The 16,140-nt window shown below is 61.5% G+C and carries 14 protein-coding genes; 8 read left to right on the top strand and 6 right to left on the bottom strand.

The genetic code is table 11. The annotated features are described in order from the left end of the window. Positions 1 to 193: 193 nt before the first annotated feature. The 3 genes from IEV40_RS02715 to yjgA form a co-directional block, all read right to left on the bottom strand. Positions 194 to 856, bottom strand: a complete 663-nt coding sequence (locus tag IEV40_RS02715; protein WP_188419409.1) for an alpha/beta hydrolase — start codon at positions 854 to 856, stop codon at positions 194 to 196. Positions 857 to 930: 74 nt separating this feature from the next. Then, positions 931 to 1,545 carry a molybdopterin adenylyltransferase gene (gene mog, locus IEV40_RS02710; protein WP_188419408.1) on the bottom strand — a complete coding sequence of 205 codons (615 nt, stop codon included), beginning with the start codon at positions 1,543 to 1,545 and terminating at the stop codon, positions 931 to 933. Further along, complete coding sequence (gene yjgA, locus IEV40_RS02705; RefSeq protein ID WP_188419407.1) at positions 1,523 to 2,113, bottom strand: ribosome biogenesis factor YjgA; 591 nt, start codon at positions 2,111 to 2,113, stop codon at positions 1,523 to 1,525. The genes mog and yjgA overlap by 23 nt, the downstream gene beginning before the upstream one ends. Positions 2,114 to 2,199: 86 nt before the next feature. Between yjgA and pmbA the strand changes: the two genes are divergently transcribed. Together pmbA and IEV40_RS02695 are read left to right on the top strand one after the other, a co-directional pair. Then, positions 2,200 to 3,564 (top strand): metalloprotease PmbA, encoded by a 1,365-nt coding sequence (pmbA, locus tag IEV40_RS02700; protein WP_188419406.1) that lies wholly within the window; start codon positions 2,200 to 2,202, stop codon positions 3,562 to 3,564. Between the two features lie 108 nt (positions 3,565 to 3,672). Beyond that, entirely contained in the window at positions 3,673 to 4,752 is a 1,080-nt protein-coding gene (locus IEV40_RS02695; protein ID WP_188419405.1) for a TRAP transporter substrate-binding protein, read from the top strand. A gap of 86 nt (positions 4,753 to 4,838) precedes the next feature. On the opposite strand, the gene IEV40_RS02690 is transcribed toward IEV40_RS02695, so the two are convergent. After that, positions 4,839 to 5,177 carry a low affinity iron permease family protein gene (locus IEV40_RS02690; RefSeq protein ID WP_229723927.1) on the bottom strand — a complete coding sequence of 113 codons (339 nt, stop codon included), beginning with the start codon at positions 5,175 to 5,177 and terminating at the stop codon, positions 4,839 to 4,841. 218 nt (positions 5,178 to 5,395) lie between these two features. Then, positions 5,396 to 6,790: an argininosuccinate lyase gene (gene argH, locus IEV40_RS02685; protein ID WP_188419404.1), complete on the bottom strand. Its 1,395-nt coding sequence runs from the start codon at positions 6,788 to 6,790 to the stop codon at positions 5,396 to 5,398. 127 nt (positions 6,791 to 6,917) lie between these two features. Between argH and IEV40_RS02680 the strand changes: the two genes are divergently transcribed. Both IEV40_RS02680 and IEV40_RS02675 read left to right on the top strand, forming a co-directional pair. Further along, the gene (locus IEV40_RS02680; RefSeq protein WP_229723926.1) at positions 6,918 to 7,994 is read left to right on the top strand and encodes a sensor histidine kinase; all 1,077 of its coding nucleotides are present in this window, start codon (positions 6,918 to 6,920) and stop codon (positions 7,992 to 7,994) included. Beyond that, positions 7,991 to 8,785, top strand: coding sequence for a LytR/AlgR family response regulator transcription factor (locus IEV40_RS02675; protein WP_188419403.1), 795 nt, complete (start codon positions 7,991 to 7,993; stop codon positions 8,783 to 8,785). The genes IEV40_RS02680 and IEV40_RS02675 overlap by 4 nt, the downstream gene beginning before the upstream one ends. A gap of 70 nt (positions 8,786 to 8,855) precedes the next feature. On the opposite strand, the gene ppc is transcribed toward IEV40_RS02675, so the two are convergent. Further along, complete coding sequence (gene ppc / locus IEV40_RS02670) at positions 8,856 to 11,702, bottom strand: phosphoenolpyruvate carboxylase (protein WP_188419402.1); 2,847 nt, start codon at positions 11,700 to 11,702, stop codon at positions 8,856 to 8,858. A 215-nt stretch (positions 11,703 to 11,917) separates the two neighbouring features. Here ppc and hemC point away from each other — a divergent pair, with 215 nt between their 5' ends. The 4 genes from hemC (at position 11,918) to IEV40_RS02650 (ending at position 16,077) form a co-directional block, all read left to right on the top strand. Further along, on the top strand, positions 11,918 to 12,871 hold the full coding sequence (gene hemC / locus IEV40_RS02665; RefSeq protein ID WP_188419401.1) for a hydroxymethylbilane synthase: 954 nt from the start codon (positions 11,918 to 11,920) through the stop codon (positions 12,869 to 12,871). Beyond that, the gene (locus IEV40_RS02660) at positions 12,864 to 13,649 is read left to right on the top strand and encodes a uroporphyrinogen-III synthase (protein ID WP_188419400.1); all 786 of its coding nucleotides are present in this window, start codon (positions 12,864 to 12,866) and stop codon (positions 13,647 to 13,649) included. Before hemC ends, IEV40_RS02660 begins: the two co-directional genes overlap by 8 nt. Further along, complete coding sequence (locus IEV40_RS02655) at positions 13,646 to 14,818, top strand: uroporphyrinogen-III C-methyltransferase (protein ID WP_188419399.1); 1,173 nt, start codon at positions 13,646 to 13,648, stop codon at positions 14,816 to 14,818. Before IEV40_RS02660 ends, IEV40_RS02655 begins: the two co-directional genes overlap by 4 nt. A 62-nt stretch (positions 14,819 to 14,880) precedes the next feature. Further along, complete coding sequence (locus tag IEV40_RS02650) at positions 14,881 to 16,077, top strand: heme biosynthesis protein HemY (protein WP_188419398.1); 1,197 nt, start codon at positions 14,881 to 14,883, stop codon at positions 16,075 to 16,077. Positions 16,078 to 16,140 lie beyond the last annotated feature (63 nt).

The raw sequence follows: 16,140 nt of genomic DNA, 5'->3' as shown, positions 1-16,140 counted from the left end.
CGCTTGCGCGAGCGGCCGCCTTGCCGCTCGTCATTTCAGGAACCGCCATTCACGGCGGCTCCCGGATATCGTTTCTGTGCATTTTGCAACCTGAGACGACGCAGCTGCTCAACAAAAAAGCACGCACCGGAAACGGTTGCGTGCTTTTTTATGTGCTTTCCATTTGCGGCGACTCGTCCGCAGGCCGGCAGGATTATTTCAGGATGCGCTGCAGGAAGTTGCTGATGTCATTGATCTCTTCCATGCAGACCGAATGCGGCATGTCGTATTCGTGCCATTCGACGTCGTAACCGTGTTTCTGCAGCAGCGCCAGCGATTGCTGCGCGCGCGTGATCGGAATGACCTGATCGCCGCGGCCATGCCCGTAGTAGATCGGCGTGGCCTTGTTCGCTTCGCTGCGTTCGGCTTCGAAAGAATTTTCCAGCGGCAGATAGCCGGACAGGCAGATGAAGCCGCCGAGTTTTTCCGGGTGGCGCAGGCCGGTCTGCAGCGTCATCGCGCAACCTTGCGAGAAGCCGGCCAGCAGGATCTTGTCAGCGGCGATGCCGCGTTCCTTCTCGCGTTCGATCAGCGCGTTGATGTCGGCCTGCGAATCGCGCAGCGTTTTTTCATCGTCGTCGCGGCCGAATTCGGTCGACCAGATGTCGAACCATGCCGGCATCATGCGGCCACCGTTGATGGTGACGGGCAGCATGGGCGCATGCGGGAAGACGAAGCGGATGCCAGGGCAGCCGGCCAGATCCAGTTCCTTGACGATGGGCACGAAATCGTTGCCATCGGCGCCTAGGCCATGCATCCAGATAACGGAAACGGCGGGATTCGGTGAGGTTTGCAGTTCGACGGTTTTCAGAGTCATGATGTTAGCGGCACGGCGGCCGGGGACTTTCGATAGGTTCGGAAAATGGTGCGGGCTATTTATCGCTGCGTACGTTATTGCTTTGCGCGGATCGCGTGCTTGGGACGCCATGCCTTGCAGACGGCATCGTTCGTTTCGACGTAGGGACCGCCGATCAGGTCAATGCAGTAGGGCACGGCGGCGAAGATGCCGCCGACCAGTTGTTTGCCGTCGGCATCCTTCAGGCCTTCCAGCGTTTCCTTGATCGACTTCGGCTGGCCGGGCAGATTCATGATCAGTGCTGCGTGATCGGCGGTTTCGCGGATCACGGTCACCTGGCGCGACAGGATCGCGGTCGGCACGAAATGCAGGCTGACTTGCCGCATCTGCTCGCCGAAGCCCGGCATTTCCTTGGTGCCGACGGCCAGCGTCGCTTCCGGCGTCACATCGCGTCGTGCCGGGCCGGTGCCGCCGGTGGTGATGACGAGATCGCAGCGTTCGCTGTCGACTAGTTCGATCAATGCCTGTTGGATCGCCGGCTTTTCGTCCGGGACCAGACGCGTGACGGCCTGCCATGGACTGGTCAGCGCGGCCGTGAACCACGCCTGCAGCGCAGGAATGCCTTCATCCTGGTAGACGCCGCTGGAGGCGCGATCGGAAATCGACACCAGGCCGATTTTCAGTTCATCAGGATTGTTCTTCGTCGGCATCGTCGTCCTCGTCGGTAGGTTGTGCGGTCGGCGCTTGCAATTGCTTCAGGATCTGGAAGATTTCGCGGTAGGCCTTGGGCGGCTTGTTTTCGGCCTGTTCCTTGCGCGCATTGCGGATCAGCGTGCGCAGCTGCTGTGCATCGAGTTGCGGATGTATCTGCAGCAGTTGCGTCAATACCTTGTCGTCTGCCAGCAGTTTCTCGCGCTGGCGTTCGATCGCATGGAGTGCCGCGGTTTCGGCCTTCGACGCACCCTTCCAGCTGTCGAGCACCTTGCGGATTGCGGCAATCTCGTCTTCTTCCAGCGAACGCATGACCTTGCCGACATATTGCAGCTGGCGGCGGCGTCCTTCGTGATCCTTGATCTTCTGGCATTCGAGAATCGCGTCGCGTACGTCTTCCGGCATCGGCACGCGTTTGAGGCGATCGCGCGGTTCGGCGACCAGTTCTTCGCCGAGTTTTTGCAGCGCCGTCATCTGGCGCTTCAGTTCGGATTTGGACGGGCGTTCGTACTCCTGTTCGAATTCGTTCGAACTGAAGCCGACGGAGCCGCGGTTGGCGTTGGGCATGATGGGTTTTTCTCGAGGTGACGAGCCAATTTACGACAGGCTGCTATGATAACCGCTTTAGCGATTTTCCCGAAGAAACGAACCCGATGAGCGACTCCGTATTTACCCACAGCCAGGACCAGTTGAAGCAGTTTGCGCAGGACGTATTGCGTTATGCGAAGGAGAAGGGTGCATCCGGCGCGGCGGTGGAAATCAACGAAGGCAACGGCCTGTCGGTGAGCGTGCGCAAGGGCAGTGTGGAAACCATCGAGCAGAACAAGGACAAGGGGATGGGCGTGACCGTCTATCTCGGCGCAGAGGGGCATATCCGCCGCGGCAACGCCAGCACGTCCGATTTCTCGCCGCAGGCGCTGCGCGATACCGTCGAAGCCGCCTACAACATCGCACGCTTTACCGCCGAGGACGATTGCGCCGGCCTGCCGGACGAAGACATGCTGGAACGCCAGCCGCGCGATCTGCAGCTGTGCCATCCGTGGCTGATCTCGACCGAGGAAGCAGTCGAACTGGCGCGCCGTGGTGAGGCCGCAGCCCTGAACGTCGACAAGCGCATCACCAACAGCGAGGGCGCGGGCGTCTATGCGCAGCAGTCGCATTTCGTCGCCGCCAATTCGCGCGGCTTCATCGGTGGTTACCCGTATTCGCGCCACACGATTTCGGTTGCGCCGATCGCTGGCAAGGGCAACAACATGCAGCGCGACGACTGGTATTCGTCGATGCGCGATCCGAAGAAGCTGGCCAGCCCGGAAGCGATCGGCCGCTATGCGGCGGAACGTGCGCTGGCGCGGCTGAATGCACGCAAGCTGGATACGCGCAAGTGCCCGGTACTGTTCGAGGCGCCGTTGGCAGCGGGTCTGCTGGGCGCCTTCGTGCAGGCGGTGTCGGGCGGCGCGCTGTATCGCAAATCCACCTTTCTGCTCGATTCGCTGGGCAAACAGGCGTTTGCACCGCACGTGCAGATCGTCGAAGAGCCGCATGTGATCGGCGCGGTCGGTTCCGCACCGTTCGACGAGGAAGGCGTGCGTACGGCGCGGCGTGACGTGGTGCGCGACGGCATCGTGCAGGGCTATTTCCTGTCCACCTATTCGGCGCGCAAGCTTGGCATGAAGACGACCGGCAATGCAGGCGGCTCGCACAACCTGTCGATCACGTCGTCGCTGACGCAGCAGGCCGACGATTTCAAGGCGATGCTGAAGAAGCTCGATACCGGCCTGCTGGTGACCGAACTGATGGGGCAGGGCGTCAATTACGTGACCGGCGACTATTCGCGCGGCGCATCGGGTTTCTGGGTCGAGAAGGGCGTGATCCAGTATCCGGTGGAGGAAATCACGATCGCCGGCAACATGAAGGACATGTTCATGCAGATCGCGGCCATCGGCGCCGATACACTGGTGCGCGGCACCAAGCAGACCGGCTCGATCCTGATCGAAAATATGGTGGTTGCCGGTAGTTAAGAATCGCGATTTCGTAGTAAGGTAATGCCTGTTGCATGCAATGCCGCCGTGCATTGAATGTCACGATACAAAGCGACAAAAAGAGCTGTCCAACCACCAGGAGACAAAATGGAACGTCGTTCATTCCTAAAGAAAGCGGCCGTCGGTGCATCGGCCGGCGCCATTGCCGCACCGACCTTTGCACAGTCCAACCCGGCGCTCAACTGGCGTCTCGCATCGAGCTTCCCGAAATCGCTGGACACGATCTACGGTGCCGCAGATACCTTCGTCAAGCGCGTATCGCAACTGACCGACGGCAAATTCAATATCCGCCCGTTCGCCGGCGGCGAGATCGTGCCGGCGCTGCAGGTGCTGGATGCCGTGCAGGCGGGCACCGTCGAAATGGGACATTCGGCTTCCTACTACTACTACGGCAAGGACCCGACCTTCGCGTTCGACGCGGTCGTGCCGTTCGGCCTGACTTCGCGCCAGCAGACGGCCTGGTTCGACCAGGGCGGCGGACGCGAACTGACCCGCGACTTCTTCAAGGATTACGGCGTCGTCAACTTCCTCGGCGGCAATACCGGCACGCAGATGGGCGGCTGGTTCCGCAAGGAGATCAAGGAAGTCCATGACCTGCAGGGCCTGAAGATGCGCATCGGCGGCTTTGCCGGCGCGGTGATGCAACGCCTCGGTCTGGTGCCGCAGCAGATCGCCGGCGGTGATATCTACCCGGCGCTGGAAAAGGGCACGATCGACGCGGCCGAATGGATCGGTCCGTACGACGACGAAAAACTCGGTTTCAACAAGGTTGCACCGTTCTACTACACGCCGGGCTGGTGGGAGCCGAGCCTGCAACTGTCGTTCTACATCGGCATCAAGGAATGGGAAAAACTGCCGAAGGCTTATCAGGCGGCCATCGAAGCGGCTTCTTACGACGCGCACGTCGTGATGCAGGCGCAATACGATGCACGCAATCCGGCTGCATTGGCGCGTTTGCTGAAAAACGGCGTCAAGCTGCGTGCCTTCTCGAAACCGATCATGGAAGCCTGCTACAAGGCAGCGACCGACGTGATGAACGAAGAAGCGGCGAAGAATCCGAAGTTCAAGAAAATCTACGAACCGTGGAAGCGTTTCCGCCAGGATCAGAACCAGTGGTACTCGGTTGCCGAGGCGCCGATCCAGAACTTCATGATCGGACGCAAGTAATCATCGGAACAAACGACTGATTCCAGTTTTCCGTATGACCCGCAGCGCGCAAGCCCTGCGGGTTTTTTCATGCCTGTTTTTTTGCTTCATTCGGGCGGCAGCGGTTTCTGTCCTGTCGCACGACCGATACGATTGAATTCTTCCTTCAGCTTTTGCAGATCGGCATCGGACAGGTCTTCCATATTGACCAGACGCGTACGCGCGCCGTGAATGGCACGGATCAGTTCGTCGAGTTTCAATTGCGTGCATTGTGCTTCCCTGTTCTGTGCATTCTGGATCAGGAAAACCATCAGGAAGGTGACGATCGTCGTGCCGGTATTGATCAGCAATTGCCAGGTATCGGAATAATGGAATAAGGGGCCGGTGATCAGCCATGCGGCGACCACCAGGAGCGCCAGCAGGAAAGCCCACGATGAGCCGACCATATTGGCGCACCTGACCGAGAATTTGCGAAACGTCTCCTGCATCATGACCTCCGCGTGAGTGATGTGACTGGATGTGGCTGCAGCAGCTACCGAAGAGGATCGTAGCACCGCTGGGCGTTCCGTTTCTTCGCATTCTGCTGTCGGAAACTGCCGACACGTGCATGGATGGCAGGCAAAAAAATCCCGCCGGCGGCGGGATCGGTGTGCAGCTTATGTGTTTAACCTAGTGCGGCGCGATGCCTTGCGATCGCTGCGCGAACCTGCGCCGGCGCGGTGCCGCCGATGTGATCACGTGCAGCGACCGAACCTTCCAGCGTCAGCACGTCGAATACGTCCTGCTCGATCAGCGTCGAGAAGGCGCGCAGTTCGTCCAGTTTCAGGTCGCCGAGATCGCAGTCACGATCGACGCAGGTGCGCACTGCATGCGCGACGGCTTCGTGCGCATCGCGGAACGGCAGGCCTTTCTTGACCAGGTAATCGGCCAGATCGGTGGCTGTCGCATAGCCTTGCAGCGCAGCGGCGCGCATCGCCTCCGGCTTCACGGTGATGCCGCGCGCCATGTCGGCGAAGATGCGCAGCGTATCGACGACGGTGTCGACCGCATCGAACAGCGGTTCCTTGTCTTCCTGATTGTCCTTGTTGTAGGCCAGCGGCTGGCCTTTCATCAGCGTCAGCAGCGCGATCAGGTGGCCGTTGACGCGGCCGGTCTTGCCGCGCGCGAGTTCGGGCACGTCCGGATTCTTCTTCTGCGGCATGATCGACGAACCGGTGCAGAAGCGGTCGGCGATGTCGATGAAGCCGACGCGCGGGCTCATCCAGATCACCAGTTCTTCCGACATGCGCGAGATGTGCGTCATCACGAGTGCGGCAGCGGCGCAGAATTCGATCGCGAAGTCGCGGTCGGAGACGGCATCCAGTGAATTGCGGCAGACATCGTCGAAACCCAGCGTCTTCGCCACGCGTTCACGGTCGATCGGGAAGGTGGTGCCGGCCAGCGCGGCGGCGCCCAGCGGCAGGCGGTTGACGCGCTTGCGGCAATCCAGCATGCGTTCGGCATCGCGGCTGAACATCTCGACGTAGGCCAGCATGTGATGGCCGAAGGTGATCGGCTGCGCCACCTGCATGTGCGTGAAGCCGGGCAGGATGGTATCGGCGTGCTGCTCGGCCAGATCGAGCAGTGCGAGACGGAATTCGCGCAGCAGGCCGACGATGTCGTCGATCGCGCCGCGTATGTACAGGCGGATGTCGGTGGCGACCTGATCGTTGCGCGAGCGGCCGGTGTGCAGGCGCTTGCCGGCGTCGCCTGCCAGTTCGGTCAGGCGCTTCTCGATGTTCAGGTGAACGTCTTCCAGATCCAGCAGCCATTCGAACTTGCCGGAGGCGATCTCGTCGCGAATCTGCGCCATGCCGCGCTGGATGGCTTCGTGATCCTGCTGGCTGATGATTTTCTGATGCGCCAGCATCTCGGCATGCGCGAGCGAGCCCTGGATGTCGACGTCGGCCAGACGCTTGTCGAAGAAGACCGATGCGGTGTAGCGCTTGACCAGATCGGATACGGGTTCGCTGAAACGCGCCGACCAGGCCTCGCTTTTCTTGGAGAGTTGTGCTGTCATAATGGAATCCTGAGGAATACGCGATTATAAAACAACCGTAACCACCGTATTACGTAACGTCGGACGTAACGCATTATGTGCATTACGTAATCCACTTCCACGCACATTTCTCCAATTCGCAAACGACGTGAAAGCCCAGCCCAAGCAGCCGGAACGCGCCGCATCGACACTGGCATCTCCCCCCGATGTGCCACTCGAGCTGGTAATTCCGGATTGTTGCAATATCGGCATCATGGTCAGGGCGCTGCTGTTCGTCAACGGCGCAGTACTGGCGGCGATGCTGATATCGGCGGCCAGCCTGCAAGCGGGCATGCTGGCTTTTGTCGAAGCCTCGATGCTGGTCGAACTGGCCTGCCTGACATCGCTGTTTGCCTTGTGCGGCATGCGCCGGCTGATTCGCACCGTGCCGCCATGGGCGCAGCGGCTGGCCTGTGTGCTGGTGCCAGCGGCCATCACCGGGCTGATCATTCATTACGTGCTGAGCGACAACGGCGCTGCAGTCAGCCTGAGCAGGGTCGGCGTGCCGGAAGGAATTCTCTGCGCGGCGCTATTCGGCGGTGTGTTGCAACATTATTTCGAATTGCGCACGCGCGCGTTTTCGCCGGCATTGGCGGAAGCGCGCCTGCAGGCATTGCAGGCACGCATACGGCCGCATTTCCTGTTCAACAGCCTGAATGCCGTTCTGTCGCTGATCCGTACCGAACCGCGCCGCGCCGAAACCACGCTGGAAGATCTGGCCGACCTGTACCGCATCCTGATGCGCGATGCACGCGATGTGACGACACTGGGCAACGAGGTGCGTATCGGCATGCAGTACCTGTCGATCGAGAAGGTGCGTCTTGGCGAGCGCCTGCAGGTCGAATGGAATATGGATGAAATTTCCGGCGATACGCTGCAGCGTGCGACGGTACCGGCATTGCTGCTGCAGCCGCTGCTGGAGAACGCGATCCACTACGGGGTGGAGCCGTCGCCGCAACGCGCCCTGGTGCGCGTGGGTGTGCGTCGCGTGCGCGACCGTATCGAGATCGCGATCACGAATCCCTTCCATGAAAATATCGTCTCGACCGGCAATCACATGGCTTTGAACAACATCCGCGAAAGACTCGCCTTGCTGTACGACGTCGAAGGCGAATTGACCACCGGCGTCAGCAACGGCTTGTTTGCCGTTCATCTGTCGCTGCCGTACCGGAAGGCAGGCACATGATCCCGCGTATCCTGATCGTCGACGACGAAGCGCCGGCGCGCGCGCGGCTGACGACACTGCTGTCCGACATTGAGGCCGAATGCCCCCATCAGCTGGTCGGTGAGGCGGAGCAGGCACAACAGGCACTGGATCGCATCGCGGAACTGTCGCCTGACGTAGTGTTGCTGGATGTGCAGATGCCCGGCATGACGGGCATTGAACTGGCCGCGCATCTGGCGCAGCATCGTGAAACGTCGCCGGCGATCGTCTTCGTGACTGCTTACGACGAATATGCACTGAAGGCCTTCGAAGTGCATGCACTGGACTACCTGATGAAGCCGGTGCGTGCGGCGCGTCTGGCCGATGCCATCCGGCGCGTCGTCGCATTGCGGCAAAGCGCAGGGATGCAGAAACAGGCGATCGCCGATGCTGCGACATCGCAGGCGCCGCGCCGGCATTTTTCGGTGCAGGAGCGCGGCCGCCTGCTGCTGGTGCCGGTGACCGATGTGCTGTATCTGAAGGCAGAAGCGAAATACGTGACCTTGCGCACGCGCGAGCGCGAGTACCTGATCGAAAGCGCCTTGTCCGCGCTGGAGCAGGAGTTCGCCGCGCAGTTCATCCGCGTGCATCGCAATGCGCTGGTCGCGCGCGATGCAATCGTCGGCGTCGAACGTGGCGTGCAAATGGCGGATGCGGAAGAAGAGAGCGATGGCAAGTCGCAGGAGTCGTGGCAGGTGATGTTGCGCGGCATCGACGATCGCCTGCCGATTTCACGTCGCCAATGGCCGGCGGTGAAGGCGCTGGTGCGCTAGTCGGTGGGATGGTTGAAATAAAAAGGGAAGCCGAGGCTTCCCTTTTTTGTCATGTGCGCATCATGCGCGATCAACCGGTATTGCGCAGACCTGCCGCCAGGCCGTTGATCGACAGGTGAATGCCGCGGCGTACACGATCGTCGACCTTGCCTTCCTTCATCAACAGGCGGTGACGCTTGATCAGTTCGACCTGCAGGTGGTTCAGCGGATCGAGATAGGCAAAGCGGTTCTTGATCGAGCGCGCCAGTAGCGGGTTGTTTGCCAGGCGTTCCTTGCGTCCCGTGATCAGCGTCAAGGCATCGGACACGCGTTCGTGTTCGGCTACGATGCGCTTGAAGATGCTGTTGCGCAGGCGGCGATCCTGCACCATTTCCGAATAGCGCGAAGCGACGGCCAAGTCTGTCTTCGACAGCACCATGTCCATGTTCGACAGCAGCGTCGCGAAGAACGGCCATTCCTTGAACATCGCGCGCAGCATGGCGACGCGATGACGCTTGTTGTTGTCGGCAGCCAGCCATTGCTCGATCGCTTCGCCGAAGCCGTACCAGCCCGGCAGCAGCAGACGGCACTGGCCCCACGAGAAGCCCCATGGAATCGCGCGCAGGTCTTCGATGCGGCGCGATGCCTTGCGCGATGCAGGACGCGAGCCAATGTTCAGTTCGGCGATTTCGGCGATCGGCGTGGCCGAGAAGAAGTAATCGGTGAAGCCCGGCGTTTCATAGACCAGATCGCGATAGGCGTGATAGGCCAGTTCGGACAATTCGCTCATCACGTTTTCGAATTCGGCCAGTTTCTTCGCATGCCGGCCGTTGAACGGATGCGGCATCAGGCTGGCTTCCAGTGTGGCGGCAACCAGCAACGCGAGATTGCGGCGGCCGATTTCAGGGTTCGAGAATTTGGACGCGATGATCTCGCCCTGCTCGGTCAGGCGGATCTGGCCGTTCACGGTGCCCGGCGGCTGCGCCAGGATCGCGTCGTAGCTCGGACCGCCGCCGCGACCGACGGTGCCGCCGCGGCCGTGGAATAGGCGCAGCTTGACGCCGGCACGATTGAACACTTCGACCAAGTGAGTCTCGGCCTTGTACAGTTCCCAGTTCGATGTCAGGAAGCCGCCATCCTTGTTGGAATCCGAATAGCCGAGCATGACTTCCTGCAGGTCGCCCTGCTTGGAGATCAGCTTGCGTACCTGCGGGATGGCCATCGTCTGTTCCATGATGACGGCGGCCTGGCGCAGGTCGGGGATGGTTTCGAACAGCGGAATCACCATCAGCTCGACATCGTCGTCGCTGCTGCCGTTGCGCAGCAGGCCGGTTTCGCGCTGCAGTAGCAGCACTTCCAGCATGTCGGAAACGGTTTCCGTGTGCGAGATGATGTAGTTGCGGATCGCGCGCGAGCCGTACATTTTGCGAATGTCGTGCGCGGCGCGCATGATCGACAGTTCGGAATTGGTTTCGTCCGAATAGTCGATGTAGGGCGAGAACAGCAGGCGCGGCTTGTCGAGTTCGGACAGCAGCAGTGCGACTTTCTGTTCTTCGGTCAGTGCGGCGTAGTTCGTTTCCACCTGTGCGCAGCGGAACAGCTCGGTCAGCACGCGCTCGTGCACGTCGGAGCTTTGGCGCATGTCCAGCGTCGCCATGTGGAAGCCGAAGATGTCGGCTGCGCGGCGCAGCTTGGCCAGGCGCGGACGTGCCAGCGCTCCGCCATGGTGGGATTTCAGCGAATCGATCAGGATCTGCAGGTCTTGCGCGAACTCGGCTGGCGATGCATAGGGCGCGGCCGAGCCGATCTCGCGGCGCGCGATCGTGGCGGCACCGCGTGCGCGCGCGGTAGCCGCCAGACGCGTGTAGATGAAAATCAGTGCGCGACGATAAGGTTCGTCGGTGCGGTGCGCGGACTGGTCGGGCGATGCATCGGCCAGCGCCTGCAGTTCCGGACTGACACCGGCCAGGAAGCCGGAAACCGACAGCTCTGCACCCAGCGCATGTACTTCGGCGAGATAGAAGTCCAGCACCGTCGTCGACTGGCGCGACAGCGCATAGCGCATGGTGTCGGCATTGACGTTCGGATTGCCGTCGCGGTCGCCGCCGATCCAGCTGCCCATCTGCACGAACGGCGAGAACGTGTTCTTCGACTTGCTGCTGGCGCGTTGCGGGAACTGCTCGGCCACTTCCTCGGCGATGTCTTCGTACATGCCCGGCAGTTCGTTCAGGAAGGTGATGCGGTAGTAGGACAGCGCATTGTTGACTTCGTCCTTGACCGACAGTTTCGAGTAGCGCAGCAGACGCGTCTGCCACAGCATCGTGATGCGGGTGTGCAGCAGCTCCGTATTGTCTGCGCGTTCCTTTGGCGTCATCGGCAGGTCGCGCTGCGCCAGCAGGCGGGCGATGTCGTTTTCCGAATCGAGGATGCTCTTGCGCTGCACTTCGGTCGGGTGCGCGGTCAGCACCGGCGAGATCAGCGCATCCTTGAAGAAGTCGCGCACCTGAGCGCCAGTGACGCCGGCCTTGTCCAGTTTTTCCAGTGCGAAGGCGACGCTGCCTTCCTGCGGCGTGGAGCCGGCCAGCAGATGCGCACGGCGGCGGCGGTTGTGGTGATGATCCTCGGCGATGTTGGCCAGGTGCGAGAAATACGAGAACGCGCGCACCACGGTGATGGTCTGTTCGCGATCCAGCTTCTTCAGCAGGCGGTTCAGCTGCGCACCGGCCTGATCGTCGGATTCGCGGCGGAAGCGCACGGCGGTCTGACGAATGGTTTCCACCACTTCGAACACGGCATCGCCTTCCTGGTCGCGCAGCACGTCGCCGAGCAGGCGGCCCAGCAGGCGGATGTCTTCCTTCAGCGGTGCATCCTTGTCGCGGTCGGGGGCATTCCGGTCGGAAGAAGTCGCGCGCGGTCGGGTGTTCGATTGTTTTGCCATGGTCGAAATACAGTCAGCTTGTTGATGGTGATAACGAGGGGAGATGCGCCGTTTCGCCGAAAGGGCGCATGCTAGAATTTCAGCAATACCTTAGATGTGAATCCGCGATGGAGACGACCGCTATGCGGCGTCATCGACAGTTGCCGAACCTGTAGAGCGCGGTTGCAATTTACAGGCTCGCCAGCTTCCCGACAGAAAAATCGAAAGAAGCCGTGTTGAAATTCCCACCCCCGAAAAAATTAATCATCGCCTCGCGCGAAAGCCGTCTTGCCATGTGGCAGGCCGAGCATGTGCGCGAAAAGCTGGCCCTATTATATCCGCAGTGCACGGTGGAGATTCTCGGAATGACGACGCGCGGCGATCAGATCCTGGATCGCGCGCTGTCGAAAGTGGGCGGCAAGGGGCTGTTCGTCAAGGAACTGGAAACGGCGATCGCCGACGGGCGCGCTGACCTGGCCGTGCATTCGCTGAAGGATGTGCCGATGACGCTGCCGGACGGTTTCAGCCTGGCGGCGGTACTGGAACGCGAGGACCCGCGCGATGCCTTCGTCTCCAACGACTACGATTCGCTGGAAGCATTGCCGGACGGCGCGGTGGTCGGCACCAGCAGCCTGCGCCGCCAGTCGCTGATTGCCGCGCGCTTCCCTAAACTGGTCGTGCGGCCGTTGCGCGGCAATCTGGATACGCGGCTCGGCCGCCTCGACCGCGGCGAATATGCGGCGATCATCCTGGCCGCCGCCGGCCTGAAGCGGCTGGGCATGGAGCAGCGCATACGCGCCATCCTGCCGCCGGAACAAAGCCTGCCGGCGCCGGGCCAGGGCGCGATGGCGATCGAGGTTCGTGCTGATCGCGATGATTTGCAGCAATGGCTGGCACCGCTGGAACATGAAGCGACCGCGCGTACCGTCAGCGCGGAGCGCACGGTGTCGCGCAATTTCGGCGGCAGTTGCCAGGTACCGCTGGCGGCTTTCGCCACGCTGGACGGAGAAACGATGCGGCTGCGCGCGATGATCGCCACGCCGGACGGTAAGCGCGTCGCCAGTGCGGACCTGTCCGGGCCGGCTGCAGCACCGGAAGAACTGGGCACGCGCATCGCGATGGAACTGCAGCAGCAGGACGCGCATGCGATCCTCGATGCCTGCAAGGCGGAACCCGTCGGAGATGCCTGATCTGCCCTCTGTCGTCGTCACGCGGCCGGCGGCGCAAGCCGATGCGTTGGCGCAGCGCATCGCCGCGATCGGACGTACGCCCGTCCTTTTCCCGTTGCTGGATATCCTGCCGCTACCCGATACGGTGCCGCTGCGTGCTGCACTGGCCGAACTCGATCGCTATGCATTGATCGCTTTCGTCAGCCCGAATGCGATCGACGCCGCGTTCGCTGCGCGTCCCGACTGGCCGCATGGCCTGCAACTGGCTGTGGTCGGCGACGGCAGCCGGGCGGCGCTGGAACGGCACGGCATCACGCCGGGCAACAGCACCATTTTCATCCCGCACGATCGCGAGCGCACCGATTCGCAAACCTTGCTGGAAGCGCTGGATCTGCCTGCGCTGCATGGCAAGGACATTCTGATCGTGCGCGGCGAAGCCGGCCGCGAACTGCTAGGTGACGCCTTGCGCGCCGCCGGCGCACACGTGACGCTGGTCGCCGCCTATCGGCGTGCGATGCCAGCATTCACCGAACAACGGCGCCGCGAACTGAAACGGCTGCTCGACGGTCAGAACGACTGGATCGTGACCAGTTCCGAGGCGCTGCGTTTTCTGGCGCAGATGGTCGCGCAACTCGATGAGAAGAATAAAGGGGAGGCCGTCGCAAAAATGCAACAGCAAAGAATCATCGCATCGCACGTACGCATCGCGGAAACCGCGCAATCGCTGGGTTTTCGCAATGTCGTTCGCAGCGCGTCAGGCGACGACGGCTTGTTAGCCGCGTTACAATCCCTTTCATGAATGACATGCCGACTTCTCCCGACCCAGCGCCGCAAGCCATTCCGGCTGCCGCGGCTCCGTCCCATACCGTCATCGATGCCAAACCTGCAAAGAAAAAAGGGCAGGGTGGCCGACAGGGTTTTCTTATCGTCGTCGTGATCGTGCTGGCGGCCTTGCTGGCGGCCTATGCATGGTATGCGCAGCGCGAGTTGTCTGAAGTCCGCGCCGAGGTCGCGCGCCGCATGCAGAGCGGCGACAACGTCAGCAACGAAACGCGCATCATCGCCAAGTCGGTCCAGGAAACCGTGACCGAACTGCAGGCCAAGGTCAATGTGCTGGAAAACAAGCAGGTCGAGGCGCAAAGCCAGCAGCTCGCGCTGGAACAGTTATATCAGGATCTGTTCAAGCGACGCGACGACTGGGCGCTGGCCGAAGTCGAGCAGGTGCTGTCGACCGCCAGCCAGCAACTGCAACTGGCCGGCAACGTGCAGGGCGCGCTGATCGCCTTGCAGAACGCGGATGCAAAATTGTCGCGTGCCGAAACGCCGCAGTTCGTCAATATCCGGCGCGCCATCGGACATGACATCGAACGCCTGAAGGCTTTGCCCAATCTGGACCTGACCGGCATTGCGTTGCGTCTGGATAGCGTCATCAGCCAGATCGACCGCATGCCGCTGCTGTCCGACGAACACCCGGCGTTGCCGGCGACCGAGCCTAAGAACCGTCCGTTGCCGCAGTCGATGAAGCACGCGAAGAACGGCAAAACGCCGGTAGCGGCGGATGCTGCAACCGCGAACGAGACGAACGACTGGTGGCAGCGGACGAAGGCTCGCTGGGAAAGCTGGTCGAGCGAAATGTGGAACGACGTACGCCAGCTGATCCGCGTGCGCAGCGTGGAAAGCTCGGATGCGCTGCTGCTGTCGCCGACACAGGCCTACTATGCGCGTGAAAACCTGAAGCTGCGCCTGCTGAATGCGCGCCTGGCGCTGCTGTCGCGCAATGAAAGCGCATTCCGCAGCGACATGGCTGCCGCGCAGGACAGCATCGCGAAATACTTCGATACCCGCGCCAAGCAGACGCAGACCGTGCAGGCTCTCCTGAAGCAGGTGCAATCGAGCAATCTGTCGATCGAAATGCCGACGCTGGCCGAAAGCCTGAACGCCGTCCGCAATTACAAGGCCAAGCCTTGAGACTGCTATTGCGTGTTCTTTCGTCCTCTTTGTCCCTTGACTGCCGACCGTAGCTGACCGATATGCGCTTTTTCCTCTGGATCCTGATACTGTTCGCCGCCGCCATCGGACTGGCCGTGGCGGCGCATTTCAATGTCGGCAACGTGGTGTTCTTCTATCCGCCGTACCGCATCGATCTGTCGCTCAATTTCTTCATCCTGCTGACGATTCTGCTGTTCATCGCTGTCTATGCGGTGCTGAAGACAGTGCGCGTGGCGCAGGCGATGCCGAGACGCGTTGCCGCCTATCGGCGCGAAAAACTCGAGCGCAAGGGCAACGAGGCGTTGCGCGATGCGTTGAAATCCTTTTTCGAAGGACGTTTCGGTCATGCGGAAAAAGCCGCGACGCGCGCCGCCGAATCGCCGGACAACGCTGGCCTGGCCGCGCTGATTGCGGCCCGCGCTGCACACCGGATGCAGCAGACCGATCGGCGCGACACCTGGCTGGCGACGGTCGACGATGAACAGGGCCTGAAGACGGCACGCCTGATGACGGCGATCGAATTGCTGGTGGACGAGCGCCAGCCGGAACAGGCGCTGGATGTCGTCAAGGAACTCAACGCCAACGGCACGCGCCATATCCACGCATTGCGCATGGCGCTGAAGGCCAACCAGCGTGCCGGCAACTGGCCGGAAGTGCTGCGGCTGGTGCGTTCACTGGACAAGAACCGCGCCCTGCATCCGGCGCTGTCGACTCGCCTGCGCGAACTGGCTTATCAGGATCTGTTGCAGAATCCGGCCAACGATGCGGAATCGATTCGCAACGTCTGGTGGAGCATTCCGGCTGAAGATCGCATCCAGCCTTATGTCGCTCTGCATGGCGCACAGGCATTCAATCGCTGCGGGCTGCACGACGATGCGCGTGCTCTTATCGAGAAGGCGATGGAAGCCGAATGGGACGAGCGTCTGCTAAAGCCGTACCGCGCGGCTGCCGCACAGGAAGGTGCACCGGCGCTGCTGGCGCAGATCGAGCGCTGTGAGGACTGGAACCGCAAGCATCCGGGCGATCCGGATCTGGAACTGACGCTGGGTACGTTATGCCTGCGCCAGCATCTGTGGGGCAAGGCGCAACGCCATCTGGAGCAGGCGCTGTCCGATGCAAGCCATCCACGCATGCTGCAGGAAATCCACCTGAAGCTGGCGCAGATGCACGAAGCACTGAACCAGCCGGAACAGGCGGCTTCTCACTATCGCCAGTGCGCGGTGGCAACGGCGTTGTAATTTTCTCGGCTTTCTTCCGAATTTTCTCTCTGCCGCATTGCCTATCCGTTACATGAACGGACG

Origin of the sequence: Oxalicibacterium solurbis (assembly GCF_014635845.1) — a bacterium.
In the GTDB taxonomy this organism is placed as follows: Bacteria; Pseudomonadota; Gammaproteobacteria; order Burkholderiales; family Burkholderiaceae_D; genus Oxalicibacterium; species Oxalicibacterium solurbis.
Note: the sequence above shows the minus strand (reverse complement) of the source record. Positions and strands in the feature narration are given on the sequence as shown.

Coding starts and splice junctions, on each gene's coding strand:
- IEV40_RS02655 (WP_188419399.1), top strand. CDS start 13,646: ATGAATGACATGCCGACTTCTCCCGACCCAGCGCCGCAAGCCATTCCG.
- IEV40_RS02660 (WP_188419400.1), top strand. CDS start 12,864: ATGCCTGATCTGCCCTCTGTCGTCGTCACGCGGCCGGCGGCGCAAGCC.
- argH (WP_188419404.1), bottom strand. CDS start 6,790: ATGACAGCACAACTCTCCAAGAAAAGCGAGGCCTGGTCGGCGCGTTTC.
- IEV40_RS02690 (WP_229723927.1), bottom strand. CDS start 5,177: ATGGTCGGCTCATCGTGGGCTTTCCTGCTGGCGCTCCTGGTGGTCGCC.
- yjgA (WP_188419407.1), bottom strand. CDS start 2,113: ATGCCCAACGCCAACCGCGGCTCCGTCGGCTTCAGTTCGAACGAATTC.
- IEV40_RS02695 (WP_188419405.1), top strand. CDS start 3,673: ATGGAACGTCGTTCATTCCTAAAGAAAGCGGCCGTCGGTGCATCGGCC.
- IEV40_RS02715 (WP_188419409.1), bottom strand. CDS start 856: ATGACTCTGAAAACCGTCGAACTGCAAACCTCACCGAATCCCGCCGTT.
- ppc (WP_188419402.1), bottom strand. CDS start 11,702: ATGGCAAAACAATCGAACACCCGACCGCGCGCGACTTCTTCCGACCGG.
- IEV40_RS02675 (WP_188419403.1), top strand. CDS start 7,991: ATGATCCCGCGTATCCTGATCGTCGACGACGAAGCGCCGGCGCGCGCG.
- mog (WP_188419408.1), bottom strand. CDS start 1,545: ATGCCGACGAAGAACAATCCTGATGAACTGAAAATCGGCCTGGTGTCG.
- IEV40_RS02650 (WP_188419398.1), top strand. CDS start 14,881: ATGCGCTTTTTCCTCTGGATCCTGATACTGTTCGCCGCCGCCATCGGA.
- pmbA (WP_188419406.1), top strand. CDS start 2,200: ATGAGCGACTCCGTATTTACCCACAGCCAGGACCAGTTGAAGCAGTTT.